29 protein-coding genes and 2 pseudogenes are annotated in these 25,888 nt (G+C 37.8%); 27 read left to right on the forward strand and 4 right to left on the reverse strand.

Annotated elements, in window-relative coordinates; genetic code table 11:
- The first annotated feature begins 144 nt into the window (after positions 1 to 144).
- The 10 genes from SAZ04_RS15405 (at position 145) to SAZ04_RS15450 (ending at position 8,993) form a co-directional block, all read left to right on the forward strand.
- Complete coding sequence (locus SAZ04_RS15405; RefSeq protein WP_332696765.1) at positions 145 to 2,331, forward strand: hypothetical protein; 2,187 nt, start codon at positions 145 to 147, stop codon at positions 2,329 to 2,331.
- A gap of 336 nt (positions 2,332 to 2,667) precedes the next feature.
- Positions 2,668 to 2,976, forward strand: a complete 309-nt coding sequence (locus SAZ04_RS15410; RefSeq protein WP_332696767.1) for a hypothetical protein — start codon at positions 2,668 to 2,670, stop codon at positions 2,974 to 2,976.
- A 28-nt stretch (positions 2,977 to 3,004) separates the two neighbouring features.
- Positions 3,005 to 4,318 (forward strand): ABC transporter substrate-binding protein, encoded by a 1,314-nt coding sequence (locus SAZ04_RS15415; protein ID WP_332696770.1) that lies wholly within the window; start codon positions 3,005 to 3,007, stop codon positions 4,316 to 4,318.
- Positions 4,319 to 4,484: 166 nt separating this feature from the next.
- Entirely contained in the window at positions 4,485 to 5,561 is a 1,077-nt protein-coding gene (locus SAZ04_RS15420; RefSeq protein ID WP_332696773.1) for an ABC transporter ATP-binding protein, read from the forward strand.
- A 4-nt stretch (positions 5,562 to 5,565) separates the two neighbouring features.
- Positions 5,566 to 6,435 carry a carbohydrate ABC transporter permease gene (locus tag SAZ04_RS15425; protein WP_332696775.1) on the forward strand — a complete coding sequence of 290 codons (870 nt, stop codon included), beginning with the start codon at positions 5,566 to 5,568 and terminating at the stop codon, positions 6,433 to 6,435.
- A gap of 15 nt (positions 6,436 to 6,450) precedes the next feature.
- Positions 6,451 to 7,275, forward strand: a complete 825-nt coding sequence (locus SAZ04_RS15430; protein ID WP_332696778.1) for a carbohydrate ABC transporter permease — start codon at positions 6,451 to 6,453, stop codon at positions 7,273 to 7,275.
- 29 nt (positions 7,276 to 7,304) lie between these two features.
- On the forward strand, positions 7,305 to 7,526 hold the full coding sequence (locus SAZ04_RS15435) for a glycerophosphodiester phosphodiesterase (protein ID WP_332696781.1): 222 nt from the start codon (positions 7,305 to 7,307) through the stop codon (positions 7,524 to 7,526).
- Complete coding sequence (locus SAZ04_RS15440; protein WP_332696784.1) at positions 7,523 to 7,783, forward strand: hypothetical protein; 261 nt, start codon at positions 7,523 to 7,525, stop codon at positions 7,781 to 7,783. The genes SAZ04_RS15435 and SAZ04_RS15440 overlap by 4 nt, the downstream gene beginning before the upstream one ends.
- A gap of 52 nt (positions 7,784 to 7,835) precedes the next feature.
- On the forward strand, positions 7,836 to 7,982 hold the full coding sequence (locus SAZ04_RS15445) for a hypothetical protein (protein ID WP_332696787.1): 147 nt from the start codon (positions 7,836 to 7,838) through the stop codon (positions 7,980 to 7,982).
- A gap of 126 nt (positions 7,983 to 8,108) precedes the next feature.
- On the forward strand, positions 8,109 to 8,993 hold the full coding sequence (locus tag SAZ04_RS15450) for a ComEC/Rec2 family competence protein (RefSeq protein WP_332696789.1): 885 nt from the start codon (positions 8,109 to 8,111) through the stop codon (positions 8,991 to 8,993).
- 131 nt (positions 8,994 to 9,124) lie between these two features.
- On the opposite strand, the gene SAZ04_RS15455 is transcribed toward SAZ04_RS15450, so the two are convergent.
- Positions 9,125 to 11,059 carry an ABC transporter ATP-binding protein gene (locus SAZ04_RS15455; protein ID WP_332696791.1) on the reverse strand — a complete coding sequence of 645 codons (1,935 nt, stop codon included), beginning with the start codon at positions 11,057 to 11,059 and terminating at the stop codon, positions 9,125 to 9,127.
- Positions 11,060 to 11,397: 338 nt separating this feature from the next.
- On the opposite strand from SAZ04_RS15455, the gene SAZ04_RS15460 reads away from it, so the two are divergent.
- The 5 genes from SAZ04_RS15460 (at position 11,398) to SAZ04_RS15480 (ending at position 15,366) form a co-directional block, all read left to right on the forward strand.
- Positions 11,398 to 12,033: a redox-sensing transcriptional repressor Rex gene (locus SAZ04_RS15460; RefSeq protein WP_332696794.1), complete on the forward strand. Its 636-nt coding sequence runs from the start codon at positions 11,398 to 11,400 to the stop codon at positions 12,031 to 12,033.
- A 119-nt stretch (positions 12,034 to 12,152) separates the two neighbouring features.
- Positions 12,153 to 12,335, forward strand: coding sequence for a twin-arginine translocase TatA/TatE family subunit (locus SAZ04_RS15465; protein WP_315616321.1), 183 nt, complete (start codon positions 12,153 to 12,155; stop codon positions 12,333 to 12,335).
- A 17-nt stretch (positions 12,336 to 12,352) separates the two neighbouring features.
- Positions 12,353 to 13,105, forward strand: a complete 753-nt coding sequence (gene tatC / locus SAZ04_RS15470) for a twin-arginine translocase subunit TatC (protein WP_332696802.1) — start codon at positions 12,353 to 12,355, stop codon at positions 13,103 to 13,105.
- Positions 13,106 to 13,356: 251 nt separating this feature from the next.
- Positions 13,357 to 13,719: a DoxX family protein gene (locus tag SAZ04_RS15475; RefSeq protein WP_332696805.1), complete on the forward strand. Its 363-nt coding sequence runs from the start codon at positions 13,357 to 13,359 to the stop codon at positions 13,717 to 13,719.
- A 252-nt stretch (positions 13,720 to 13,971) separates the two neighbouring features.
- The gene (locus SAZ04_RS15480; protein WP_332696915.1) at positions 13,972 to 15,366 is read left to right on the forward strand and encodes an MDR family MFS transporter; all 1,395 of its coding nucleotides are present in this window, start codon (positions 13,972 to 13,974) and stop codon (positions 15,364 to 15,366) included.
- A 67-nt stretch (positions 15,367 to 15,433) separates the two neighbouring features.
- Here the strand turns inward: SAZ04_RS15480 and SAZ04_RS15485 are convergent, their stop codons facing one another.
- Both SAZ04_RS15485 and SAZ04_RS15490 read right to left on the reverse strand, forming a co-directional pair.
- Positions 15,434 to 15,655, reverse strand: a complete 222-nt coding sequence (locus tag SAZ04_RS15485; RefSeq protein ID WP_332696808.1) for a YdiK family protein — start codon at positions 15,653 to 15,655, stop codon at positions 15,434 to 15,436.
- Positions 15,652 to 16,374: a CPBP family intramembrane glutamic endopeptidase gene (locus tag SAZ04_RS15490; RefSeq protein WP_332696811.1), complete on the reverse strand. Its 723-nt coding sequence runs from the start codon at positions 16,372 to 16,374 to the stop codon at positions 15,652 to 15,654. The genes SAZ04_RS15485 and SAZ04_RS15490 overlap by 4 nt, the downstream gene beginning before the upstream one ends.
- Before the next feature lie 419 nt (positions 16,375 to 16,793).
- On the opposite strand from SAZ04_RS15490, the gene groES reads away from it, so the two are divergent.
- The 6 genes from groES (at position 16,794) to SAZ04_RS15520 (ending at position 21,417) form a co-directional block, all read left to right on the forward strand.
- A complete protein-coding gene (groES, locus tag SAZ04_RS15495; protein WP_332696813.1) occupies positions 16,794 to 17,078 on the forward strand; it encodes a co-chaperone GroES in 285 nt (94 codons plus the stop codon).
- A gap of 55 nt (positions 17,079 to 17,133) precedes the next feature.
- Positions 17,134 to 18,774: a chaperonin GroEL gene (gene groL / locus SAZ04_RS15500; RefSeq protein WP_332696816.1), complete on the forward strand. Its 1,641-nt coding sequence runs from the start codon at positions 17,134 to 17,136 to the stop codon at positions 18,772 to 18,774.
- 383 nt (positions 18,775 to 19,157) lie between these two features.
- Positions 19,158 to 19,436, forward strand: coding sequence for a TOTE conflict system archaeo-eukaryotic primase domain-containing protein (locus SAZ04_RS15505; protein WP_332696818.1), 279 nt, complete (start codon positions 19,158 to 19,160; stop codon positions 19,434 to 19,436).
- Positions 19,437 to 19,634: 198 nt separating this feature from the next.
- On the forward strand, positions 19,635 to 20,162 hold the full coding sequence (locus tag SAZ04_RS15510; protein WP_332696820.1) for a DEAD/DEAH box helicase: 528 nt from the start codon (positions 19,635 to 19,637) through the stop codon (positions 20,160 to 20,162).
- A gap of 31 nt (positions 20,163 to 20,193) precedes the next feature.
- A complete protein-coding gene (locus tag SAZ04_RS15515) occupies positions 20,194 to 20,406 on the forward strand; it encodes a helicase (RefSeq protein ID WP_332696823.1) in 213 nt (70 codons plus the stop codon).
- A 273-nt stretch (positions 20,407 to 20,679) separates the two neighbouring features.
- The gene (locus tag SAZ04_RS15520) at positions 20,680 to 21,417 is read left to right on the forward strand and encodes a Fic family protein (protein ID WP_332696826.1); all 738 of its coding nucleotides are present in this window, start codon (positions 20,680 to 20,682) and stop codon (positions 21,415 to 21,417) included.
- 291 nt (positions 21,418 to 21,708) lie between these two features.
- Here SAZ04_RS15520 and SAZ04_RS23720 read toward each other — a convergent pair.
- Positions 21,709 to 21,966, reverse strand: a pseudogene (locus SAZ04_RS23720) (tyrosine-type recombinase/integrase); the annotation flags it as partial.
- 67 nt (positions 21,967 to 22,033) lie between these two features.
- Here SAZ04_RS23720 and SAZ04_RS15525 point away from each other — a divergent pair.
- The 6 genes and pseudogenes from SAZ04_RS15525 to SAZ04_RS15550 form a co-directional block, all read left to right on the forward strand.
- The gene (locus SAZ04_RS15525; RefSeq protein ID WP_332696918.1) at positions 22,034 to 22,444 is read left to right on the forward strand and encodes an ATP-binding cassette domain-containing protein; all 411 of its coding nucleotides are present in this window, start codon (positions 22,034 to 22,036) and stop codon (positions 22,442 to 22,444) included.
- 295 nt (positions 22,445 to 22,739) lie between these two features.
- Positions 22,740 to 22,877, forward strand: coding sequence for an ATP-binding cassette domain-containing protein (locus SAZ04_RS15530; protein ID WP_332696828.1), 138 nt, complete (start codon positions 22,740 to 22,742; stop codon positions 22,875 to 22,877).
- A gap of 41 nt (positions 22,878 to 22,918) precedes the next feature.
- Positions 22,919 to 23,509 carry an ABC transporter ATP-binding protein gene (locus SAZ04_RS15535; protein WP_332696921.1) on the forward strand — a complete coding sequence of 197 codons (591 nt, stop codon included), beginning with the start codon at positions 22,919 to 22,921 and terminating at the stop codon, positions 23,507 to 23,509.
- A 33-nt stretch (positions 23,510 to 23,542) separates the two neighbouring features.
- Positions 23,543 to 24,880 (forward strand): MATE family efflux transporter, encoded by a 1,338-nt coding sequence (locus SAZ04_RS15540; RefSeq protein WP_332696830.1) that lies wholly within the window; start codon positions 23,543 to 23,545, stop codon positions 24,878 to 24,880.
- Positions 24,881 to 25,284: 404 nt separating this feature from the next.
- A complete protein-coding gene (locus SAZ04_RS15545) occupies positions 25,285 to 25,677 on the forward strand; it encodes a (2Fe-2S) ferredoxin domain-containing protein (protein WP_332696832.1) in 393 nt (130 codons plus the stop codon).
- A 15-nt stretch (positions 25,678 to 25,692) separates the two neighbouring features.
- Positions 25,693 to 25,812 (forward strand): annotated as a pseudogene (locus SAZ04_RS15550) (GTP-binding protein); the annotation flags it as partial.
- Positions 25,813 to 25,888: the final 76 nt, after the last annotated feature.

Below are 25,888 nucleotides of genomic sequence, written 5' to 3' on the forward strand. Positions count from 1 at the left end.
AATTTGTTATTAACTTAAATGTGGATAAGTCTGTGGGTAATGTTAATAAATAAAGAAAAGCTTTAAAAACAGGGGTTTTGCCTGTTAGTAACTATGTGGATAGTGTGGATATGTCAGAAAATTAGATTAAAAAGGTTGAGGGCTATGTGGAGAAAGATAATTTTGTTAATTGTGATTTGCTTGTTGTTGCCGTTAAGTGTGGATAGTAATGCACTAGCAAAGGATGACACGGAAGAATTACTGGTAATCTTAGTTCCTGGAATGTCTTTTATAGAAGCAGAGTGGCTTATCGACAATGACGAGAATGCGATGCTTTGGCAAGAAGCAGCTATCGGGGCGATGAATGTACGCCCAGATGGTCCTTATTCGTATTTGAATAATATGGTGACGATAGCGGCTAGTGCAAAGGCTGTAGGTATACAAGGTTGGAATAGCTATGAACTAGGTGAAAAAATTAAAGGGGTGGAAGCAAGTGAATGGTTTCATCAACTAACCGGAACGAAAAGAACGACTGGATTGTTACATCCTGACTTCCATCGTTTGAATAAAAAGAATGAAGAAGGCACTCATCGTGGACAAGTAGGAGATGTTGGGGAAAAATTGAAACAGGTTGAAGTTGTTCGGGAGGTTTACGGTCATAGTGATACAATAGAAGAACAAATTCGTTATGGTTCTCTTCTTGCTCTGGATCAAAGTGGAAATGTGAATGGCGATTTACACCAAGCTGTGAAAAGAAAACCGGGTGCTCCGAATGGGGTCGAAATGGATTCTGATTATCTTATCAACAAATTATCAACAGAGGTGGATAAGAATAAGCGATTTATTGTAATAGAGTGGGGAGACTTGTACCGTTTATACGATCAAATGTATTACATGGAGGGTTCTCATTTTATCGAAGAGAAAGCTAGGCAGTTGTTACGTCTCAGTTCATTTATCGATCGTGCTAAAAATGAAGTTGATGAAGTGTGGCTGATTGCACCGATGATGCACAAGCAAGCATATGAAGAAAAGCAACAATTGGCACCCATTTTCTATTGGGGGGAAGAAAAGGGAGGGTATTTGACTTCGAGTACAACAAGACAGGAGTATATCATAAGCAGTGTCGATGTTGTTCCAACGTTGCTTGAGACATATAACCTATCCAGTGATCAATTTACAGGAAACTCTATCATGCAAACGGATGTAGGGGATGTTGATAAATCACCTGTGTTTCAAAAGGTAAATGAGATTGTGTTAATATACAAAAGTCGTGCGAGTGTCCTGTCCATTTACATTTCTTGTCTTGTTCTAGCGTTAATAGGGGCAGCGCTTTATGGCTTGTTTGGAACGAAGAAAAGACAGACTTGGCGTTATCTGACTAGGCTCATTTTGCTTTCTGCCCTGTGGTCACCTTTTTGGTTTCTTGCTTTATCAACAGTGGTGAAAACAATGGGTGTAACAGGCTTTGTGTTGGCGCTTATTGCTAGTTCATTTTTATGTGGATATGTTGTGGAAAAAATAGGGGATGGACCAATCTTCTGGATTGGAGTGATGACATTTCTATTAATTACTGTGGACGTCATACTTGGTACGCCACTAATGCAGAGATCCTATTTAGGGTATGATCCTATCATTGGTGCTAGGTACTACGGAATTGGAAATGAATTTGCTGGAGTATATTTAATATCAGCTATCATGGTGTTAAGTCCGCTCTTATCCAACCAACAGAAAAAAATCTCCATTCTCTGTACGATCATAATGTTTGTAGGTGTTGTTGTCATTCTTGGTAAAAATACACTTGGTACAAACGCTGGTGCTACCTTATCGGCTGGTCTTGCTTTTGCTTTTTTGCTTTATCGAACTTTTTTTGCAACGTGGTCTTGGCGTTTTGTAATTCTCCTTTTTGGCCTGGCAATGCTTGGGTTGTTCTTTCTCCTCTATATGCTACAGTTTACTGGCGAACAGACTCATATTGGGATGGCATTTGAACGAATATTGAACGGTGATCTTCGGTATATTTTAGATACTATTCAACGAAAACTGGCAATGAATATGAAGATTTTTCGACATTCAAATTGGACACAATTGTTTGTGACAAGTTATTTGTTAGGAGCGATTATTCTTTGGCGTAGACGTTTGCAACTCATTGAGTACGATAAGCAACTCTTTTTGCAAACGGGGGTAGTTGCATCATTTGCGCTACTTCTGTTGAATGATTCAGGAGTTGTCGCAGCAGCTACGTCTATGTTTTGTGTTGTATCAGCCCATTATTACTGGTTGTCTGTCAAAAAGGAGGAGAAAGAATTTGCAGTTGAAAAAACGATTAATCCTAGCCAGGCAGTTGAGGATTAGCGTTCTTGTTTAGCTCACCTAGTTCTCTGAATTTTTGTCGTATATGCATTCATAAAATGGAACCTTGAGAGAAAGCAAGCAAAGAAGAACAGGAGTAACGCACAGTCAGTTAGTGGACTGTGCGTTTTTTTGTTTGTAGAGGTTGTTCAAAAAGGGTGAAAAACGCCCCTTTTATACGGAAAAATAGTAATATAACGATACATTTGTAAATTTATCCCTATTCATATTAACAAATAGTTAATCCTAGCAAAACCAGAGCTTAATATTGCTCCAATAGAATAAAGGAGAAAGAAAACAAGGTGAATTTGAGAGGAGTATGTAAATGAACTTGTCCTAATGGGTGATTTACCCTATTCAGCGATTGATGACACGATTGAAGGTTTGTATGATGCTAGAACGTCATTTTATGAGACATTTCTAGGAAGGTTTTTAGAAATTGACGCAGATGCAAACATTTCACTAGGTGATTTAACTAACTACGGTCTTTCTCTAGAATTTCAAGATTTTATTTCAATGGACATACTCATCATGACTCAATCGTTAAGCAAGAAAATTGGACGTTTAAATTGGGGTATTGGGGTCTTTGTGTTTATATTTTTGGAGGTGGAATGTTTCATTATCGTAGACAATTGCTGCAAAAAATGAAAAATTCGAATAATAAGGAGAATTTCAAATGAAAAAAACAATATTTTGGATCGTTTCACTATTTGTGCTAACTCTTATGGTTGGTTGTAATCAATCTAGTAATCAAACTTCATCTGAAACTCAAGCAGGAAGTTCGGGGCAGGCATCGGCAGAAAGCGATGAAAAAATTGATATTACATACTGGTATGCATGGGGAGATAAAATCCAAGAAAATAATGAAAATCTAGTAAAGATGTTTAACGAATCACAGGATCGTATTCATGTTACGGCTGAATATCAAGGTTCCTACGATGACTTACATGCCAAAACGCAAGCAGCATTTGCAGCCGGAAATGCACCAGAAGTGACACAAAATGAAATTGCATCTGTAGGGATTTTTGCAAATTCAGGAATGACCGAAAATCTAACTCCTTTTATTGAAAAAGATGATGTAGACATCAATGATTTTGTTCCAGGCTTAATGGGGAACTCGTATGTTAACGATCAGCTATATGCACTTCCGTATCTACGTAGTACACCTATTCTTTACTTAAATAAGACTTTACTAGAGGATGCGGGTCTTGATCCAGCTGGTCCGAAAAATTGGGACGAATTTAAGGAGTATGCAAGTGCATTAACAGTAGAAGGTGAACGAGTTGGAATGACAATGCCCGTTAATATTTGGTTTTATGAAGCTTTTATTGCTCAAAGTGGTGGACAAATGCTAGCGGATGATGGAACGGAAGCGGCATTCAATTCTCCTTCTGGTGTAGCTCCTGTTGAGTTTTGGAAAGAGCTTGCAAATGAAGGAATTATTAAAATACCAACTGGTGATGAAGCTGGAGCTACAGCCAAGCAAGATTTTGCAAATGGACGTTCTGCAATGACGTTTAGTTCAACTGCCGATTTATCTTACTGGTTAGCTATGGGAGAAGAACAAGGATTTGAACTTACTACTTCGTTTATGCCAGCTAATTCAACTTATGGTGTACCTACAGGAGGATGTAACCTTGTCATGACGTCAGGACTAGACCCCAAAAAACAGGAAGCGGCATGGGAATTGATAAAATGGATGACGTCGATGGAGCAAACCGTATATGCAAGTACATATACAGGGTATTTACCAAGTAGAATGTCAGCTGTAAATAGTGATGAAATGCAAGCATTATATGAGGAACACCCACAATTTAAAGTTGCAGTAGATCAGTTAGAGTATGCGAGACCGCGTCCAATGGAAGATGCTTATCCAGAAATTGAAAAAATAGTTGGTGATGAAATTACGAGAGCGATTATTCATGATGAGGTGATGCCTGAGGAAGCACTAGATGCAGCTGCGGAAAAGGCAAATGATTTATTGAAGTAAGGGAGAAAAAGTGCAGGTAGAGAAGGGGAAGGCACTTTGCCTTCTTCTCTACCTGATCTAGTCAAAATAGATTCTGTTACTTAGTAAGTGTGAAAAATAGGTTTAAATAAACGTTTGTTTAACGGATCATCTCTAACAAATTTTTCTGAAAAGAGGTATCACATTTATGGCTCAAATTGTCTTACAGAATGTGACGAAAATATTTAAAGATGAAGAAGTAGTAAAGAATCTAAATGTTACGATAAAAGATGGGTCATTTACTGTTTTAGTAGGCCCTTCAGGTTGTGGAAAGTCGACAACCTTGCGAATGATTGCAGGACTTGAAACGCAGACAAGTGGCGATATATGGATTGATGATCAGCGCGTCAATGACGTACCACCAGGGAAACGAAACATCGCTATGGTGTTTCAAAATTATGCGCTTTATCCAACGATGACTGTGAAAGAAAATATTGAATTTGGTTTAGTTAATAAAAAAATACCGAAGGAAGAAAGAAAAAAGCTTGTTAGTGAAATTTCAGAAATTGTTGGTTTAACAGAGTTTTTTAATAAAAAGCCACAATACCTTTCTGGAGGTCAGCGTCAACGTGTTGCTTTGGCACGAGCCATGGTGAAAAAACCAAAAGTGTTTATTCTAGATGAGCCGTTATCGAACCTAGATGCGAAGCTCCGTAGTCAAATGAGAACAGAATTAATTCAATTACATAAACGGCTAGGTACGACGTTTGTCTATGTGACCCATGATCAAGTTGAGGCAATGTCAATGGGTGATGAGATTATCATTTTGAACAAAGGAGAAATTAAACAAGTCGATAGTCCGATGGATATTTATCAAGATCCTAGCAACACGTTTACAGCTGAATTTATTGGAACTCCAGCAATGAACGTCGTTAGTTATGAGCGTGTTTGTTCACTCTTGCCTGATATTCAAACAAATGCTGGTTTCATAGGATTTCGACCAGAACATACAAACATTCATTCAACCGTCATTGATAGCGATAATCGCTTAGTGATTCCTGGTGAAATTATTACAAGAGAAACGTTAGGGTCAGAAGTTATTTACCAAGTGAATAGTAAAGTTGGAACTTGTAATGTTAAAAGCTTTCTGTCAACTGTTGAACGTTCCAATAAAGTGTATATGTCTATTTCATATGATGATCTATATTTCTTCAATAAAAATGGGGAACGTATGAGGGATGTGGCAGTGGGAAAGAAGAAGCCATTAGTACTAGAGGGGGTCTAGATTTATGTCGTGGATCAAAGTTCGTCCTTATACCATGATAGCTCCGTCTGTTATTATCTTTTGTTTGTTTTTCATCTATCCGATCTTTTATATGATTTATCTCAGCGTTTTTGATTGGAATTTTGTCAGTCCAACAATGGATTTTGTCGGCTTTGAAAACTTTATATCCTTAATAGGAGAGCGAGAATTTATAGAGGTTATGAGGAATTCTGCAGTATATACGTTTCTTACTGTGTTTTTTACGTTATCCATTTCATTGTTTTTGGCTTTATGGCTTAACAAGCAAGGTGGTTTATACAGTTTCATCCAAGGAGCGATTTTTAGTCCGCACATTATTTCACTCGTCTCAATTTCGATGCTTTGGATGTGGTTAATGGACTCTGATTATGGTCTATTAAACTGGTTTTTGGGATTGGTAGGAATAGCGAAAATAGAATGGTTAACGCATCCAGACACAGCTTTGTTTTCTTTAGTTCTAGTGGCGGTGTGGAAAGGGATTGGATTTAATACACTTGTTTTCATTGCTGGGCTGCAAAGCATCCCAAAAGATATGTATGAAGCAGCGCAATTAGATGAAGCCAGTCCATTTCGCATACTTTATAAAATTACATTGCCAATGCTATCGCCAACGCTCTTCTTCTTAGCGGTCATCAGTATGATTGGATCGTTTCAAGTGTTTGACACAATTGCTATTATGACTCAAGGTGGACCGATCAATTCAACGAATACATTTGTCTATTACATTTACGAAAATGGATTCCGTTTTTTTAAGATCGGATATGCATCAGCTGCAGGCGTCGTTCTTTTGCTTGTGATTAGTTTATTAACAATCATTTATTTTAAACTTCTAGCAAGCCGAGTTCATTATCGTTAAAAAAGGAGAAAACGTATGAAGAGACATGTTAGTTTTAAAGTGTTAAATCTAATTGGGCTTGTCATTCTCGTATGCATGTTTGCGATGCCTTTTGTATGGATGATTTCCACATCGTTTAAATCATTAGGGGAAACGATTATCTTTCCTCCTAAATGGATACCGGAACAATTGAACTGGGACAATTTCAGTAAGGCGTGGAATTCAGGTCCGTTTCTGACGTATTTCATAAACAGTTCAATCGTATCGATCGGGATTCTCCTTTTGCAAATGTGTACGATTATTCCGGCAGCTTATGCCTTTGCTCGTTATAAATTTAAAGGTGATTCATTCTTTTTTGGTCTTACAATGATCACGTTAATGATTCCAGCTCAGCTTATCTTTTTACCGGTTTATTTACAGATGAGTGCATGGGGATTGCTTGATACATTATGGGCCTTAATACTTCCATTTTCATCGAGTGCTTTCGGAATATTTTTATTGCGTCAGTCATTTAAGCAAGTGCCAGAGGAGTTACTTGAAGCAGCACGGCTTGATGATGCGAGTGAATGGAAAATCATCTTGAAAATCATGGTTCCAATAGCCAAGCCGGTCCTTATCACGTTTGCTCTCTTTAGTTTTATTACTCATTGGAATGATTATTTTTGGCCTTTGGTCATGACGACGTCAGATGCAGCTAGAACACTGCCAATTGGGATTACGAAAATTCGCCAAGTCGAAGGTGGAGTCGCATGGAATATATTGATGGCTGGAAATATGATTCTTGTTATTCCCATTTTAGTTGCCTTCTTCTTTGCTCAACGTCAAATTATTCGGGCGTTTGTTTACACAGGGGTTAAATAAGCAACATATAATAAAGGAGAGAAATCACTATGAAATGTATTGCCCATCGAGGTTGGTCATCAAAAGCACCGGAAAATACACTAGCAGCGTTTCAATTAGCTCTGCAGGAACCACCCATGTACGCAGTCGAACTAGATGTTCATTTATCAAAGGACAGCATTCCCGTTGTCATCCATGACCACTCTTTAGAACGGACAACAAATGGATCTGGTCTTGTAAAGGATTCTACGTATGACGAGAAACTGGTTTGATTATTTTGGGCCGTCCTACTTTAGTTCTGGAACAGTTGATACATACAGGTGCAAGCAGTATTTCGATGCACTATGCTTTTATCACAGAGGAATTAGTGCAGTCACTTATTGAGAAAGGCATACGAGTCGGAGCATGGACGGTTGATGATGCTAAAGTAATTGAGAAACTACGTCAGTATTCTAAACATATGCAAATAACAACGAACGATCCAGAACAATTTCTAAAAGTAGCACTTCCTACTATAACAAAAGGATAAAGGGGTCTGACTCATTTTTCAGGGTTGTCCAAAAAAGGGGAATATGCACCTTTTGGACATAGTACTAGCGAACGATAAGTTTATGCTGGAGGAAGAAGTGGAAGTAGAGATCTTAAGTCCTAGCTTTTCGGCATTAGAAAAAGCGAGAAATAAACCTAAGCTGTTTGAATGCTTGCTTAATGAGGAAGATAACGAGTAGTAGAGGAACAAATTCCATCTAGATGAGCCAAGCTTATTATTGGTTATCCTAAATAATTATGAATGTATTTGAGAAAACTTTACTAACACGTTTTTTAATAGACTTGTTAGAAAGAGGAATGATATTATGAACAATCAGAAAATATGGTTTGTTTTCCTATTGCTACTTGTTGTTTCTTCTATTTTGCCAAATGAGGGATTTGCGCAAAAAAAGGAGTTAGAAATAAGGTATTTCTACTTAGAGGCAGATCAAAAATCAGGAGATGCGATCCTAATAGAGAGCCCGGACGGAAAAACGATGCTCATTGATGCTGGGATGGAAAAAACAGGATCACAATTGGACGAGTATTTAAAACAATTACAAATTGATCAGATCGATTATGTAATTTCAACGCATCCACATCATGATCATATTGGTGGCTTTTTAACTATTTTAGATTCACGAGAAATAGGAGTACTGTTGATGCCAGATATTCAACATTCGACCAAAATCTATTTAGATTTTAAGAACATGCTTATGCAAAAAAAAATTAACTATAAATATGTGAAGGAAGGAGATCAGTTTGTTTTGGGTGAGGGTGTTAAGGTGGAAGTGATTAGTCCTTCTAAGGAAGCTTTAAACAAGGCAGAAAAAGCTGAAGACTTATCTACTGCTGATATCAATAACTTATCGCTTGTTTTAAAAGTAACCTATCAAGATAATACGTTTTTATTTACAGGAGACCTATACAAGAAACAAGAAAAAGCATTAGTAGAAGCAAAAAAAGAACTGCTTAACGTTGATTTGCTAGATGCTCCTCATCATGGTGATGCTACTTCATCATCAAAGCAATTTATTAACGCTGTAAACCCGCAATACACGATCATAAGTGCCAATATCCTACAAAGTAAAAAGATTGTTGAACGCTACAAAAAAAGTGGCAGCCACGTATACGCAACAAGTAAACATAAAAACATTCTAATCACTTCTGATGGCTGTGAGATACATGTAAGAGACGTAGGTGGGGGTTGACCCGCCTACCACTAGCACTTTTGTTTTTCACTCAAAAACAGTTCTATTAAACAGAAAAAGTCAGTCCCCTCGCTATTTCCACAGCAGTTTAACGCGGTGAAGACGTGCAGAGGGGTCTGACCCCAAAATAGCTATTCTTGCAGATTTTCCCATTCTTCCATGAGAGTTTCAATCGTTGTTTTTGCATTGTCAATTTCTGCTTGAAGCGTTTGCGCCTTTTCGTGATCTGAATAGATAGATGGGTTACAAAGGTCTTCTTCTTTTTCCACTAAAGAAGATTCAAGTGTGTCGATTTGACCTTCGATTTCTTCAATTCTCCTTAGACGTTGTCGTTCTGCTTTTTTTGCTTCTTTATCTTGTTCATAAGAGCGTTTATCCGCTTGGTTTGCTTCAGAAGAGGAAGCGTTTGTCTGCCCCTTTTCTTGTTGGCTCAACAATTCTCGTTGTTCCATCTCATCTTTCTTCTCAACATAATAATCGTAGTCACCAAGATAATTCGTGATCTGTCCGTCAACAAGTTCGGCCATTCTTGTGGCAATTCTGTTTAAGAAATAACGATCGTGTGAGACAAATAATAATGTCCCGGGATAATCGATTAACGCATTCTCAAGAATTTCTTTCGCATCTAGATCCAAATGGTTGGTCGGCTCATCGAGAATTAAAAGGTTGGCCTTTTTCATCATTAACTTTGCAAGAGCAAGTCGTGCTTTTTCTCCGCCACTTAGGGTAGAAACAGGTTTTAAGACGTCATCGCCACTGAAAAGAAAGTTTCCAAGGACAGTTCTGATTTCTTTTTCAGGAAGCAGTGAATGATCATCCCAAAGTTCATGAAGAACCAATTTATTAGATTTTAAATTAGCTTGTTCTTGATCGTAATACCCAATAGTCACGTTGCTCCCAATTCGAACCGTGCCATTTTTGACAGGAATGTCATTCATCAAAGCTTTTAATAGAGTCGACTTGCCTGCTCCATTTGGGCCGATTAACGCAACACTTTCGCCCCGATCGATGGCTAAATCTAAACTTTGAAAAATTGTTTCCTCACCATAAGCAACATGAAGGTCTGTCGTGCGCAAAACTTCATTTCCGCTTTGACGCTCAATTGTAAAGGAGAAGGAGGCTGATTTCTCAGATCCAGCTGGACGATCGAGTAAAGTCATTCGCTCGAGTTGTTTCCGTCTACTTTGCGCTCGTTTTGTCGTTGAGGCTCTCGCAATATTTCGTTGGACAAAATCCTCCAGCTTAGCTACCTCATCTTGTTGTTTTTCATATTGTTTTAACTCAAGCTCATAACGCTTTGCTTTTTCCTCAAGATAAGCACTGTAGTTCCCGGTGAATTTAGTGGACTTTGTTCTTGAAATTTCAACAACTTCAGTGACGATTTTATCTAGAAAATAGCGGTCGTGAGAAACGATAAGAATAGCACCACGATAGCCAATCAAATATTGCTCAAGCCATGTTAACGTTGAGATATCAAGGTGGTTGGTCGGTTCATCAAGAATAAGCAAATCTGGCTTGGTTAATAATAACTTTGCTAAAGCGAGTCTTGTTTTCTGACCGCCACTTAAAGTAGAAATTTTTGTTTCGTAATCAAAGTCTGCGAAGTTCATACCTGAGAGAATCCCGCGAATGTCAGCTTCGTACTGATAACCGCCTTTGTCTTTAAAGGTAAGTTGAAGTTGATCGTACTCTTTCAAAAGTTTTTCATAACGTGCTTGGTCTGCTAGTAAATCGGGATCAGACATTTGCAGTTCCATATTTCGTATTTGTTTTTCCATTTTTCGTAGTGGCGCAAATACCGTTAGCATTTCTTCCCAAATAGATAATTCGGATTCAAGTCCGGTGTTTTGAGCAAGGTAACCAAGTTCTGTTCCTTTTGGCATCATTACTTGTCCACTATCATAAGAAAGATGGCCTGCAATAATTTTAAGCAATGTTGATTTTCCAGCACCATTTCGTCCAACAAGTGCAACACGTTCACCTGTTTGGATATCTAGCTTAATATTTGTTAAAATTGGATCAATGCCAAATGATTTTGAGATGTTTATACATTGTAAGACAATCATGGATTTTCATTCCTTATTTACTATAATTAAATCTCTAATAGAGGTAACCAAAAAAGGTAAAGAGGCCCTTTTTATTTATGAATGTAGCAATGGCTCCACACGCTGCACGATTTGAGGAGAAGACCACTCCTAAAGGCTTAAAACCTAGCAGCGGCTCCGCTCATTGCTTAGAGGTAACCAAAAAAAGGTAAAGAGCGCCCTTTTTTGGTTACCTCTAGTGTATCGTAGAATCTATCTTTCAACAACTTCATGAACAACGGATTAAACCGATTACAAACTGTGTGAAATAGTGTACAATAACCATACGTCTTACAGGAAAGCAGTAAAGGAGGCAATGGATGAAAATTGATCAAACCAAGATTCCACAGGCTACAGCAAAGCGTTTACCACTATACTATCGATTCTTGGAAAATCTTTCTGCCTCGGGGAAGCAACGGGTATCTTCAACGGAATTGAGTGAGGCAGTAAAAGTTGACTCAGCAACCATTAGGCGTGATTTTTCTTATTTTGGTGCGCTCGGAAAAAAAGGGTATGGTTACAATGTGAATTATTTACTTTCTTTTTTTCGTAAAACATTAGATCAAGATGAATTGACTAAAGTTATTCTTGTAGGTGTCGGAAATTTAGGTACGGCTTTCTTACACTACAATTTCTCAAAAAATAATAGTACGCAAATTGTCATGGCCTTCGATGTAGATGAAAGCAAGATTGGTGATGAAGTTGGTGGAGTCACTGTGCATCATTTAAAAGACTTGCAAGATGTTATCGATCCGGAAGCTACTGTTGCAATTTTAACTGTACCTCAAGCCCCTGCACAAAAGATCGCGGATCAATTAATTGATGCAGGCATACAAGGAATACTAAACTTCACACCAGCTAGGTTAGATGTACCAGAAACGGTACGGGTCCACCATATCGATTTATCTGTTGAATTACAGGCATTGGTTTATTTTTTAAAGCATTATCCTGTATAAGAAATCTGTATAAATAGAGTGCCTTTCCCTGTTTATACAGGTTCGAAGCAATGAGAGAAGCCATTGCCATCTATTTGAATACACTCTATAATCAAAATTAGGACAAGGAGGTGCTACCTATGGGTGGATTAGGAGCAGGCAGCATTGCGTTAATTGCAATCGTTGCTTTACTAATATTTGGTCCGAAAAAGTTGCCAGAGTTAGGAAAAGCGGCTGGAAATACATTACGTGAATTTAAAAATGCAACAAAAGGCTTAGCAGACGAAGATGATAACAAGAAAAAAGAAAACGATAAAGCCTAAGTAGGAAGGGTCTATAAATGGAACAAAGAGACATGTCGGTAATGGACCACATTGTGGAGCTTAGACGAAGAATTATTATAACTTTAGTCTTCTTCGTCGTGGCGCTAATTGCCGGCTTCTTTTTAGCTGCACCACTTATCACATACTTACAAAGTACACCAACGGCTCAGAATTTGCCGATGAATGCATTTAAAATGACAGATCCGATTCGGATTTTTATGACATTTGCTTTTGCAAGTGCGCTTATCATTACCTTTCCAGTAATTTTGTTTCAGCTTTGGGCGTTTGTAAGTCCGGGTTTGCATAAAAAGGAGCAAAAAGCAACACTGGCCTATATTCCGTTTGCGTTTATTTTACTTTTAGTTGGTCTTTCTTTTTCTTACTTCGTTCTTTTTCCATTTATTGTTCAGTTTATGAGCAACTTATCTGAACGGTTAGGGATTACTGAACAGTACGGTATTAATGAATATTTCTCATTTCTCTTTCAAGTAACAATCCCATTTGGACTTTTGTTTCAATTGCCTGTTGTCGTAATGTTCTTTACACGGTTAGGAATGTTAACACCAAGTTTACTAACGCAAGTTCGGAAATTTGCTTATTTTCTTTTGCTTGTCATAGCGGGCTTGATTACACCACCAGAGATTTTATCTCATTTAATGGTGACCCTTCCGTTATTATTGCTCTATGAATTTAGTATCTGGGTGTCATACCTCACATATCGCAAAGTACAAAGGTTGGAGAAAGAACGCGAACAGAATATGGAGGAGTGAGTGTCTTGTATAGGCATTCACTCTTTTTTAGATAAACTATGTGAAATATTGAACAAATGATACAAAAGGAGGACTTACAATGAGGGGTCAATTTTTCAGAGAAAACAAATACGTCGCGGGAGTATCGTTGTTCCTACGCATATATCTAGGGTGGTCTTGGTTAACTTCAGGTTGGGGAAAAGTGATGGGAGACTTTTAATGCAGGAGGATATTTACAAGGGTCTGTAGCCAATCCTGTAATGAATGGGGAAGTGTTAAAGTATCCGAATTATGTAGCATTCTTAGAAAATGTAGCTATTCCAAATGCAGATGTATTTAGTGTAATAGTAGCATGGGGAGAAGTACTCGTTGGATTAGGTTTAATCGTAGGAGTCTTTACTTCAGCCGCCGCATTCTTTGGAGTCGTGATGAATATGTCATTTATGTTTGCTAAAACTGTTTCTTCTAACCCGTGGATGGGAATGATCTCAATGTTCATTTTAGCAGCAGGAGCAAATGCTGGACGATACGGTGGAGACAGATGGGTATTACCATATGTAAAAAATTTAGTATTTAAAAACAGAAACAATGAAAAAGGGATGGGAGCAAATCGAGATTTACGAGAAGCCATTTAAATAGCAAAGAAAAAGGGGTAGACTCAAAAGGGGCATTGGGTTTGGCTCTTTTTTGTTGTACACGATTGTCAAACTCCTTAATCTTTTTCATATAAGAGTGTGTTCAAAAAGCAGGTTAATGGATCGGCATGCTTAAACGATGCAATTATCGGAGTTACTGTTGCTACGCCAACTTTCATGATAAAATAGGTAAGTAATTATTTCGAAAGGCGAAATGGTGTGAATGAAAAGATGAATATATCAGAGAAATGGATGGTTGTCGTAGCAGTTTTATTAGGGTCTTTTACGATGATCTTAAATAATAGTATGTTAAACCCGGCAATTCCTCAACTTATGGTCGTTTTTGGAAGTGATGCTGTTGCCACTGGATGGGTCATTACGATTTTTATGGTAACGATGGGAATGACGGTTCCAGTTACTGGGTATTTAGGAGATCGGTTTGGGAAAAAGAAGCTTTATTTACTTGGTTTATCTATTTTTACTCTAGGTTCACTACTAGGATCTTTTTCTTGGGACTTGAGTTCGTTGATCGCGTTTAGAGGGTTGCAAGGCATTGGTGGAGGAATTATGATGCCACTATCAATGGCTTTAATTTTTGAAGCATTTCCCCGAAAAGAACGTGGTCTGGCAACAGGTGTTTGGGGAATCTCGGCGATGATGGCACCCACCATTGGTCCAACGTTCGGGGGCTTCTTACTCGAAACGTTGAATTGGACATACTTATTTCTCGTGAATGTTCCATTTGGCCTTATTGGTCTATGGTTTGCTTTTCGTTATTTGCCAAGAACATCCGCTGATCATAATGTCACCTTTGACCGTTATGGATTTATAACGATTACATTTGGCGTTGGTTCGATATTATATGCGCTAGGAAGAATGTCAGAGCTTGCTCATTTAACGGAGCCAATGAATCTCACCCTCATTTTTGTAGGTCTTATCCTACTGTATACATTTGTACAAATTGAGCGAAAAGAAGAACAACCATTATTAGACTTAGCCTTGTTTCGAGTGTCTCCCTATACATTTAGTATGGTCATTGCGAGTATGACGTCAGTTGGATTGTTTGCCGGACTGTTTTTAATTCCACTGTTAATTCAACAAGTATATGGTCTTGGGCCTATTATGACAGGCTTAATCTTCTTGCCATCGGCTTTACTAACAGGGGTTTTCATGAGTATAGGAGGACGAATTCTTGATCGGAAAGGAGCTACTGGTGTAATTTCAACGGGGCTTATTGTTCTGACAGTGGGGACAATTCCTCTAGGCTTTTTGAACATTGACACATCGCTAGCCTTCATTTTCGCGTGGATGGCAATTAGAGGAATTGGAATGGGACTTAGTAGTATGCCCTCAACGACAACAGGGATGAATGCTATTCCAAGTCATTTAATATCACGTGGATCAGCAATGAACAACGTGATTAGACAGATGAGTTCCGCTTTAGGAATTGTTTTCGTATCAATCTATTATGAAGTAAGACGAGGACAGCTAGCCATAACAGCAAATTCATTAGAAGAGGCGAGCCTCCAAGCTATCAATGAAGGATTTCTGGCGATTGCTATATTAACCGTCCTCACGATTCCAGCAGCGTTTCTTCTTGAGAGAGCATCAAGACAAGAATACAAACGATATAAGAGCGAACATTAAAAAAGAGTGGCTCAAGGCATACTTACCTTTGAGTCGCTCTTTTTTATCGTGAAACAGTCACCATGCTCTATTTGTCTTTTTTCTTTTTGTTTTGCTTTTGGAGCTTTTTAATCACTTTACGTAATCGATAAAAGCGATAAGCAATCATAAAATCCACTGCAGCAAATGAAACAATTAAATAACTCCAGAAGTTCCAACCAGACGTGCTAACATTTTGAATCGCAAAAAAGGTGAGCAAAACGCCTATAGAAAAGTAGAGGAGCGCCATTGTAATGGGAGATGCTCTCATAGTAACCCTCCAATAATGAATGATGTTTGTTCTAGTTGCTCAAGCTGTTCCATCCAATCTTCTAGTTGATCCGCTAATAAGACGTTTACGACTGAAACAAAAAGGTTAATCGCAACATGAGCGATAATTGGTACAAGGATTCGTTTCGTTTTCACATATAGAAAGGCAAAGACTAACCCCATTGCTGTATAAACAAGTAAGTGTGTAAAATCCATATGAACAGCTGCAAAAATTAAAGAACTTAAAATACCTGAAATCCAGAAGTTAAATCGTTTATAGAGTGCTCCAAAAATAACTAAGCGAAACACGATTTCTTCGAGGATTGGTCCAATCACAGAAATAACAAGAATAAACGCCGGGAATGCTTTAGCAAATTCAACAATGGTCTCTGTGTTTTCTGAGCCTGGTTCAATTCCAAGAACAAACATTTCGATTAAAGCTGCCGTATATTGAGCTGCAAAAACAAGAAATACACCAATGATCGCCCAGCGAATCGCTTCTCCTTTAGAAGAGCGGTTACGGGTGGAGTGCCTATTTCGAATATCGGGAAGAAGGAACAAAATGATAATAAGTAAGCCTATACTGAAGCTGAACATGCTCCACAGTCCAGGGATTCGTTCCAATGGAGTCCCAAGTTCTCTGAGGATGAATACTCCTGGAACAGCAGAAAATTGCATTAATGCATATGTAATTAAAATCCACCAATATCGTTTATTCAATGTGTTATACCCCTTTGTCAAAAGTTTCAGATTGAGCCTGAAAATGCATCTTCATATTTTACCATAAGTAATTTAGAAAAGCTGAAGGAAAGCCTTGTCCTACTATCGAAAGTAATGTGAATAAGGATTTATTATTCGGATAAGATAGGAAGGTTTGAATATAAGCTCATTCATATTACGTTATGTAACTAAACATTTGTTTATGTGTACATTACGTTTTTCTAATAATCATGGCTTGTTATGGTTATGGATGAGGCACGAGATTTACATATAATGAAACCGGATAAAAAACAATAAATTTTTTTTGCAAAATGCTTGCAAATATACCCAGTAATGCTTATTATAATAATTGTGTTAGCACTCAGGTTGGTCGAGTGCTAATAATAAAAAATCAAAGGTCTTGAAGGAGGGTGTTTTCCTTGTTAAAGCCATTAGGTGATCGTGTTGTAATTGAATTAGTTGAATTAGAGGAAAAAACTGCGAGTGGGATTGTGTTACCAGATTCTGCAAAGGAAAAGCCTCAAGAAGGTAAAGTGGTAGCTGTTGGAACAGGTCGTGTGACTGACAACGGTGAGAAAGTTGCTCTTGAAGTAAGTGCAGGAGACGCTATCATCTTTTCAAAATATGCAGGTACTGAAGTGAAATACGAAGGTAAAGAATATTTAATTCTACGTGAAAGTGATATTCTTGCAGTTATTGGCTAATTAACAAAAGAGCTTAGTCTCTACATAATAATAAAAATCGTAGGAGGTATAACTCATGGCAAAGGATATTAAGTTTAGTGAAGATGCACGTCGCTCAATGCTTCGTGGTGTAGATGCACTTGCGAACGCTGTGAAAGTAACACTTGGACCAAAAGGACGTAATGTCGTTCTTGAAAAGAAATTTGGTTCTCCGTTAATTACAAATGATGGTGTTACAATCGCCAAAGAAATCGAGCTTGAAGATGCATTCGAAAACATGGGTGCAAAGCTTGTTGCTGAAGTAGCTAGCAAAACGAACGATATCGCAGGGGACGGTACAACAACTGCGACAGTTCTAGCGCAAGCTATGATTCGTGAAGGTCTTAAAAATGTTACATCTGGTGCAAATCCGATGGTTATCCGTAAAGGAATTGAAAAAGCAACGTCTGCTGCTGTTGCAGAGCTTAAGAAGATTTCTAAGCCAATCGAAGGAAAAGCTTCCATTGCTCAAGTGGCTGCTATTTCTTCTGCTGATGACGAAGTTGGTCAAATCATTGCTGAAGCAATGGATCGTGTTGGTAACGATGGAGTTATTACAATTGAAGAATCAAAAGGATTTTCTACTGAGCTTGAAGTTGTAGAAGGTATGCAATTCGACCGTGGATATTCATCTCCATACATGGTAACAGACTCTGATAAGATGGAAGCAGTTCTTGACAATCCTTACGTTCTTATCACTGACAAGAAGATCTCTAACATTCAAGAAGTTCTTCCTGTTCTTGAGCAAGTTGTTCAACAAGGTAAGCCAATCCTTATCATCGCTGAAGATGTTGAAGGTGAAGCACTTGCAACACTTGTCGTGAACAAATTACGTGGTACATTCAACGCTGTAGCGGTTAAAGCTCCAGGATTTGGTGACCGTCGTAAAGCAATGCTTGAAGACATTGCAACACTTACAGGTGGAGAAGTGATCACAGAAGACTTAGGTCTTGACCTTAAGTCTGCAACAATCGATCAACTTGGTCGCGCTGGTAAAGTAGTTGTTACAAAAGAAAACACAACAGTTGTTGAAGGTGCTGGCCAAGCAGATCAAATTGCTGCTCGCGTTAACCAAATCAAAGCTCAACTTGAAGAAACAACATCTGAGTTTGACAAGGAAAAGCTACAAGAGCGTCTTGCTAAGCTTGCAGGTGGTGTAGCAGTTCTTAAAGTTGGTGCTGCAACTGAAACTGAATTAAAAGAGCGTAAACTACGCATTGAAGATGCATTAAACTCTACTCGTGCTGCTGTTGAAGAAGGTATCGTAGCAGGTGGTGGTACTGCACTTGTCAATGTAATCAAAGCTGTTCAAGCTGTTCAAGCTGATGGCGACGAAGCAACTGGTGTGAACATCGTTCTTCGTGCTCTTGAAGAGCCAGTTCGTCAAATTGCACACAACGCTGGTCTTGAAGGATCTGTAATCGTTGAGCGTCTTAAAGGCGAAAAGGTTGGCCAAGGTTTCAACGCTGCAACTGGCGAGTGGGTAAACATGGTTGAAGCTGGTATCGTTGATCCAACGAAAGTTACACGTTCTGCACTTCAACACGCAGCAAGTGTATCTGCTATGTTCCTTACTACTGAAGCGGTTGTTGCTGATAAGCCTGAGGAAAACGAAGGTGGCGGCATGCCTGATATGGGCGGCATGGGCGGCATGGGTGGCATGGGCGGCATGATGTAATAGCTGCTCAATCCCCTTGGTATATAAGGGATTTGAAGTGATTTGCTAACAAAACGCTAACATTTTCCAAATTATAGTGCTTATTTTAGAGGCTTCTCAAAGGTTGATAAAACTTTTGGGAAGTCTCTTTTGTCATCTCTTTGGTCACTGGTGATAAATATCTCAATATTACTAGCTGTGTAACTCTAAATAAGAGTCTGCCTTTTGATAAAGTTTTCTAATAATCTATCTTAACTCCTGCGAGTAAATATGCAAAAGTTTTTCATCAATTTAGACGTTAAGACATCTCTCTCGTAATGTTTATTTTTATAAGATTTATACTGTTAACTAAGTGCTTTCTTGGCTAAACTAGAATTAAAAATTTTAATGATTGGAGTAGCCTTATGGATATTCAAGAACAGCTCAATCAAGCTGGAATGGATTCCTTTGATAGAATGTTTCCTAACCAAGATTTATTACCTAAAGGTGGTTTTGGTAATTTAATAGCTCTACCATTACAGAAACAAGCAAAAGTGAAAGGGAATAGTGTGTTTGTAAATGATTCATTTCAGGAATTTGAGAATCAATGGAAATATCTATCATCGATAAAAAAGATATCTGAAAAAAAACATTTTACAAATAGTAACAAAACTTCTCCGAGGAAGAAAGCCCTGTTAAGGTAAAAGAGAAAGTTGAGAATATTAACTTGCCAAATGAAGTTACTATTGAATTAAATCAGGGTATTCAAATTCCTAAAATTTTATTACCTAGTAAGATACTAATTGTATGGTCAACTTACTATCCAACAAGAGGATGATGTTACTTCTATGGTAAATTATGACACTTGAGTATTAGCAGCAGATACTGGTTTTGGAAAAACAGTGACAGCTGCAGCATTAATTAGTAGAAATGAAACTTATACACTCATAATTGTGCATCGAACACAACTAGTTGAACAATGGAAAGAGAGATTATCAACTTTTTTAAATATCCCAGCAAAAGAAATTGGTGGTGGGAAAAATAAACCAACCTACAACATAGATATATCTACGATTCAATCGCTTAATCATAATGGTTTAATAAAACCTGAGTTACATCATTACGGGCAAATTATCGTGGATGAATGTCATCACATTTCTGCCGTCAGCTTTGAAAAGGTATTAAGAGCCGTCCGAGCAAAAAAAGTGTATGGTTTAACAGCAACCCCAGTTAGGAAAGATGGGTTGCACCCAATAATATTTATGCAATGTGGGCCAATAAGATATAAAACGAATAATAAACAGCAAGCCAATATTGGACCGTTTAAACAAACCCTTGTTAAAAGAGAAACATTAATGAAAACGACGTTTCGTTCTTTATTAATAGATAACAAAGAATATATAGCTTGTATATCAGTTTCATTGGTATGATGATTCTAGACTAGATACACTCTTTCTAACAATGCCAATCTCTTGGAAAGGAACATTACAACAGTATGTAGGACGACTTCATCGTAAGCATAGTGATAAAAATCAAGTAAAAGTGTTTGATTATGTAGATTCGAACGTTGATGTTTTACAGAAAATGTTTGAAAAGCGATTAAAGGGATATGAAAATTTTGGTTATAGTCTATATGGTGACAAAGAGAAAAGCCAACAAATTCAATTATTCTAGTAGTTTGAAATAACAAAATGATATAAGTAATTCAAGATAGTATTCTACTGTTTGTTCTTGGTACCGATCTATAAAGTAAGTGAACATTTGCAATAAAAGCAGTTTTTTTAAAGATTTCAGAAATTTATCAAACTAAGGAAATAGATTGGTGAAAATCAGAAATATCTATACCTTTTAACAAATATTTGATTAAAATTGGTTTAGAAGGTATATTTCAGAGCAACGACGGTATTCTCAATTTAAGTATATGTTTCAGTGAGAGAGGTGAAGCAAATGTTCGAACATATTAATCAAAAGAAAGAACGTCTAGATGCCAATCGACCGTTACCTAAATATACAGTAAAAAGCTTACGTGAAAAGTTATTACTCGAATGGACATACAATACAAATGCAATTGAAGGAAACACGTTAACTATCAAAGAAACGAAGGTAGTTCTAGAAGGAATTACTGTTGGTGGCAAAACGCTACGTGAACACTTGGAGGTTTTAAATCATCGGGATGCGATTCACTTTGTAGAGGAGATTGTACAAAAGGGTGAACCTTTGTCAGAGTGGCAAATTAAGAATCTACATCGACTTGTACTAAAAGGAATTGATGAATATGCAGGTGTATATCGGGACCAGCAAGTTTTTATTTCTGGTGCTAAACATATCCCCCCAGCTCCCTTCCTCATAAGAGAAGAGATGGAGCAGTTGATGACATGGTATGAACAATTAGAAACGAAAAAATTGCATCCGGTTGCTCGTGGAGCTATGTTACATGCTATTTTTGTTGGAATTCACCCATTTATTGATGGAAACGGCCGGACATCACGCTTGTTGTTAAATTTAGAACTCATGAAAGATGGTTTTCCACCAATTGTTATTAAAGTGGAAAATCGAATAGCTTATTATGAAGCATTAGATAAAGCACATACACAAAAAGAATATGATGACTTTATTAAGTTAGTCGCGGGCGAAGTAGAAGATTCATTAAACCTATATTTAAGTACAATAAATAAAAACGCTTAGTAAAGTATACAGTGGAGTTGTCAGATTAAGATAAACATCCCTACATCATTTTATCTGCGATGCTAACATTTTTCTAACGCAAGCTAGTGAAACGATAAATTACAGTTAAAGATGTCACAACCAGAATTTAACACACTTTGATATACCGCACTTTTTGCAAACAACGTGTAAGATATTACACACTCTCACCTTAGGGGCGGCATGATTTGATAGCTGCTCAACCCCTTGATATGACTGGGTTTGTTGGTGAGATGAGAGTAAAATGCTAACATTTTGCTAATATTGAGGTTTTTAATGGAGGATTCTCATGAGTTCAGTGAACTTTTGAGAGGCTTCTTTTTTCATTTCTTGGGTGACATGGAGATAGACATTTTTGGTAATTTGGTCACCCGTATCGCCAAGCCGGTCCATGATTTGTTCCAGCTACACCAGCTTCTGCAAGAAGGGAGGTGTGTGCCTCAAAGAGTGTGGAGTTAATTCTGGATTTAAACCTGTAATGGCAAGAAGTCTCGCCATTCTGTTTTGAATGGTCTTACTGACAGTAGGATAAGCTGGACAGAACCAGATTTTAAAAAGAGTAAACATAGAGGTAGCAAAAGGTGAGATTGTCGGACTAATTGGAGAAAGCGGCAGTGGGAAAAGCATCACAGCGAAAGCGATATTAGGCCTTCTCCCAGCTGGGATAACGGTCCAAGGACAAATTTTATTTCAAAATAAAAATATCGTAACCATGCCTGTAAAAGAACATCGAAAACTGTTCGGGAAAGACATAGGGATCATTTTTCAAGATTATCGTGGAAGTTTTACTCCTTTTATAAAAATCGGAAAGCAGGTCGTAGAAACCATTCGTACTCACCATCTCATCCCCAAAAAAGAAGCCAAAAACATTGCTTTACAAGTTCTTGAGGAAATGGGGCTAGAAGCAAAACGCGTGTATCAGAGTTATCCGTTTCAATTAAGCGGTGGACAGGTTCAGCGAGCGGCGATTGCCATGGCTTTAGCTCTAAAGCCGTCTTTGCTACTATGAGATGAGGTAACTACCGCCTTGGATGTCATGAATGGCGAGAAAGTTTTACATTACATCGACAAAATTCGTAAGGAAACAGGCTGTGCGATCTTAATGATCACACATGATTTGGCCGAGGCCTATAAACGGACGGACCGCATGTACGTAATGCATGAGGGGGAAATTGTAGAAGAAGGGGTCCAGAACAAATTCGTTGTTATCATCAGCATCCGTACACGAAAAAACTATGTTCTTGCTTGCTTTCACTCCCCCCTGGGGCAGATCTATTAGCTCAAAAAGAAAGAGTGAATTTTATATGAGTCTATTGGAAGTAAATGACTTGTCCAAAACATACAACAAAAGTATTCAAGCATTAGATCATATTTCCTTTCATGTGAATGAAGGGGAAAGCCTTGGTATTGTCGGGGAAAGTGGCAGTGGGAAAGCACATTAGCTAGACTCCTTTTAGGACTAGAAGTCTACAAGGACGGTCAAATCACTTTAAATGGGGAACCAATCCCGCCGAAAAAACAAAGCCTTTTTCGACAATATCGAAAAGATGTTCAAATGATCTTCCAAGACCCGACCAGTACACTGAATCCGAAGCTGCCAATCTGGAAAAACCTGCTAGAACCGTTAACTAATTTTAAGGAGTTCAGTCCTTCCTTTTTAAAAAAGGGCTTATCACAAAAAGAAATGGCAGGAAGGCTTTTAGAAATGGTGGGTTTAAGAAAAGAATTGGTAGACCGCTATCCAGGAGAATTAAGCGGTGGACAAAAACAGCGAGTCAGTATTGCTAGGGCGATAAGCATTGAGCCATTATTGCTTATCTGTGATGAGCCTACAGCAAGCTTAGATGTGACGGTTCAAGTTCAAATTTTACAATTGTTAAAAGATATTCAGAAAACAACAAAGATGACAATTCTATTTATCTCGCATGATATCCGAGCTGTAGCGTACCTATGCGATAGCGTGATTGTGTTAAAACATGGTTCAATTGTTGATCAGTTCAGCCTTGACCAACTTTATGATCCCAGTCGTCATCCATATACAAAAGCCTTAGTTCAAGCGGCATCTCTTGAATGAACTTTACAATTATAGAAAAATGAAGGTGGAAGCATGATACCTGAAACAAAACCGCAACTGCAACAGCAAGAAACTGTTAGTCATAAAGATTTTTTAATGCTTGCTGTACCATTAATCGTCTCAACGCTTACAACCCCACTGTTAGGGGCCGTGGATACGGCAGTTGTTGGACATCTGAATAATCCGTCCTATATTGGAGGGGTAGCTGTTGGTGCATTAATCTTTAATACACTCTATTGGCTGCTAGGTTTTTTGAGAGTGAGCACAACAGGTTTTTCAGCCCAAGCTCATGGAACAAAAAACGAAAATGAAATCCAAATCACATTTCTCCGTCCGTTAATGATTGCTGTAGTGGTTGGTATCTTATTTATTCTTTTTCAAGTACCAATAAAAACAGCAGCTATTTCTCTCATTAATCCCTCTGCTCAAGTGGCTAGATTGGCTGAACTTTATTTTGATATTCGGATTTGGGGAGCGCCATTTGCCCTTCTCAATTATGTCATTTTAGGATGGTTAATTGGAACATCAAGAGTGAAACTAGCATTAGTTTTGCAAGTTTTTATGAATGTCTTAAATATTGTTTTAGATGTGTTATTTGTCCTTGTTTTTAGTTATGGAGTGGCTGGGGTCGCAGCAGCTAGTTTAATTTCTGAAATTTGCGGTGCCTTAATTGGTGTGGGAATTTTCTTACTTATTTACAAATTACGTGATCTTCGCAAGAGCGAAGGGATCTTTACGAAAGCACCTTTTATTAAAATGTTAAAAATGAATAGGGATTTATTCATTCGTACCGCTTGCCTATTAACCGTGTTTACCGTATTTACGGCACAGGGAGCAAAAATGGGGGAGATTACACTAGCGGTAAATGCCATATTGTTACAAATTCAGTTTATCATTGCATATTTTTTTGATGGAATATCAAATGCTACAAGTATTCTAGTTGGAAGAGCGGTAGGTGAAAAGAATAAAAGACTATATAAACGTACTATTAAGCTTTCCGCTTTTTGGGGGTTTGTTGCTTCTGCCAGTCTAGCAGCTGTTTTATTTATAGGAAAAGAGGCAGTTATTCCTCTCTTTACGAGTATTGACTCCGTTCAACAACAAACAAATCTCTATTTAATTTGGATGTTACTCTTTCCTATAGCTATTTTTTGGGGGATCCAATTAAATGGGATTTTTTCAGGAGCAACGGAAGCGGCTCCGATTAGAGACTCATTGATTATATCGATGTTCGTTTTCTTAGTATGTGTATGGCTATTTATTCCGATTTGGGGTAACCATGGGCTGTGGTTAGCTTTTACATTATTTAGTCTTTCAAGGTCGCTTTCACTTTGGGTCTATTTGCCTCGACTTCAAAAGGTATTTAGCTAAGGATACTGAAATACTGTATATAAGGGTGCATCAGTTCAAAAAGTCATGGAGAATTAAAATCCATGACTTTATCCAAAGTGTTAAGACTGTGATTTGGGTTGTCAAAATTGTTATATTATATATGCGATTTTTCGTTTTCGCTTCACAAGTTAAATATTTTATAGGTTCTGGAAGAAAAGCAAGTAACTAGCTTATATGGACCGACAATATAAAGAATAACAAGATATTTAGTAAAGATTGCTGATACATTAATAACAAAATAAAAGCTGTGATTGACAGCTTTTATTTTTTGAGCCTATAATCATAATGATTACGATTTGTGGTCGGTGGATGAATATCTTAAAGAGAAAAGGATAAGAATGATTTGTAAATCGTAATTATTACGATTATAAAGGAGTGGTATAGTGGCAACTTGGGATCTTAGTCAAACAAAGCATCATGTGCTGTTTTGTAACGGGAGTAGTTGTAACAAGTGGGGAGCTGAAGATGTCACACAAGCGTTTCGTCATGAGATTTCCAAAAGAAACTTAGATGATCTTATACATACAACAAGAACTCGTTGCAATGGGCGGTGTGATGATCGTTGTGTTGCAGTCGTGTACCCTTCTGGGAATTGGTATAAAGGATTGGTGTCAGAGGATGCGAGCACCTTTGTTAATTCACTTGTGTTAAATCGAGATCTAACAGGGAAAGTAAGTCACACATACACGGGTGATGGGTTTACACGTGAAGAGGGAATTTCAAAAGGAATCTCTAAAGACCTGGAAAAGGTAAAGAAAGTGTCTAAACAATATTGAGAGAGTAGTAATGAAATGTTTTTTACGAAGCAATCTAGGATTCCGGTAACGATATTGACAGGTTATCTTGGAGCTGGGAAGACAACCTTACTTAATCGTATTTTGACTGAAAAACATAATAAAAAGATAGCCGTCAAATTTACCACATGTATTGTGAGTTAAGAGTAGGCTACGTCCAGTAGCTTACTACTAATGTAGATTAAACTATAAA

The organism is Halalkalibacter lacteus, from assembly GCF_036663595.1.
Classification (GTDB): domain Bacteria; phylum Bacillota; class Bacilli; order Bacillales; family Bacillaceae_D; genus Halalkalibacter; species Halalkalibacter lacteus.

Bases quoted from the DNA above. Each gene is read 5' to 3' on its own strand.
- SAZ04_RS15405 (WP_332696765.1), top strand. From the start codon at position 145: ATGTGGAGAAAGATAATTTTGTTAATTGTGATTTGCTTGTTGTTGCCG.
- SAZ04_RS15410 (WP_332696767.1), top strand. From the start codon at position 2,668: ATGGGTGATTTACCCTATTCAGCGATTGATGACACGATTGAAGGTTTG.
- SAZ04_RS15415 (WP_332696770.1), top strand. From the start codon at position 3,005: ATGAAAAAAACAATATTTTGGATCGTTTCACTATTTGTGCTAACTCTT.
- SAZ04_RS15420 (WP_332696773.1), top strand. From the start codon at position 4,485: ATGGCTCAAATTGTCTTACAGAATGTGACGAAAATATTTAAAGATGAA.
- SAZ04_RS15425 (WP_332696775.1), top strand. From the start codon at position 5,566: ATGTCGTGGATCAAAGTTCGTCCTTATACCATGATAGCTCCGTCTGTT.
- SAZ04_RS15430 (WP_332696778.1), top strand. From the start codon at position 6,451: ATGAAGAGACATGTTAGTTTTAAAGTGTTAAATCTAATTGGGCTTGTC.
- SAZ04_RS15435 (WP_332696781.1), top strand. From the start codon at position 7,305: ATGAAATGTATTGCCCATCGAGGTTGGTCATCAAAAGCACCGGAAAAT.
- SAZ04_RS15450 (WP_332696789.1), top strand. From the start codon at position 8,109: ATGAACAATCAGAAAATATGGTTTGTTTTCCTATTGCTACTTGTTGTT.
- SAZ04_RS15455 (WP_332696791.1), bottom strand. From the start codon at position 11,059: ATGATTGTCTTACAATGTATAAACATCTCAAAATCATTTGGCATTGAT.
- SAZ04_RS15460 (WP_332696794.1), top strand. From the start codon at position 11,398: ATGAAAATTGATCAAACCAAGATTCCACAGGCTACAGCAAAGCGTTTA.
- SAZ04_RS15465 (WP_315616321.1), top strand. From the start codon at position 12,153: ATGGGTGGATTAGGAGCAGGCAGCATTGCGTTAATTGCAATCGTTGCT.
- tatC (WP_332696802.1), top strand. From the start codon at position 12,353: ATGGAACAAAGAGACATGTCGGTAATGGACCACATTGTGGAGCTTAGA.
- SAZ04_RS15480 (WP_332696915.1), top strand. From the start codon at position 13,972: ATGGTTGTCGTAGCAGTTTTATTAGGGTCTTTTACGATGATCTTAAAT.
- SAZ04_RS15485 (WP_332696808.1), bottom strand. From the start codon at position 15,655: ATGAGAGCATCTCCCATTACAATGGCGCTCCTCTACTTTTCTATAGGC.
- groL (WP_332696816.1), top strand. From the start codon at position 17,134: ATGGCAAAGGATATTAAGTTTAGTGAAGATGCACGTCGCTCAATGCTT.
- SAZ04_RS15505 (WP_332696818.1), top strand. From the start codon at position 19,158: ATGGATATTCAAGAACAGCTCAATCAAGCTGGAATGGATTCCTTTGAT.
- SAZ04_RS15515 (WP_332696823.1), top strand. From the start codon at position 20,194: ATGCCAATCTCTTGGAAAGGAACATTACAACAGTATGTAGGACGACTT.
- SAZ04_RS15520 (WP_332696826.1), top strand. From the start codon at position 20,680: ATGTTCGAACATATTAATCAAAAGAAAGAACGTCTAGATGCCAATCGA.
- SAZ04_RS15530 (WP_332696828.1), top strand. From the start codon at position 22,740: ATGAGTCTATTGGAAGTAAATGACTTGTCCAAAACATACAACAAAAGT.
- SAZ04_RS15540 (WP_332696830.1), top strand. From the start codon at position 23,543: ATGATACCTGAAACAAAACCGCAACTGCAACAGCAAGAAACTGTTAGT.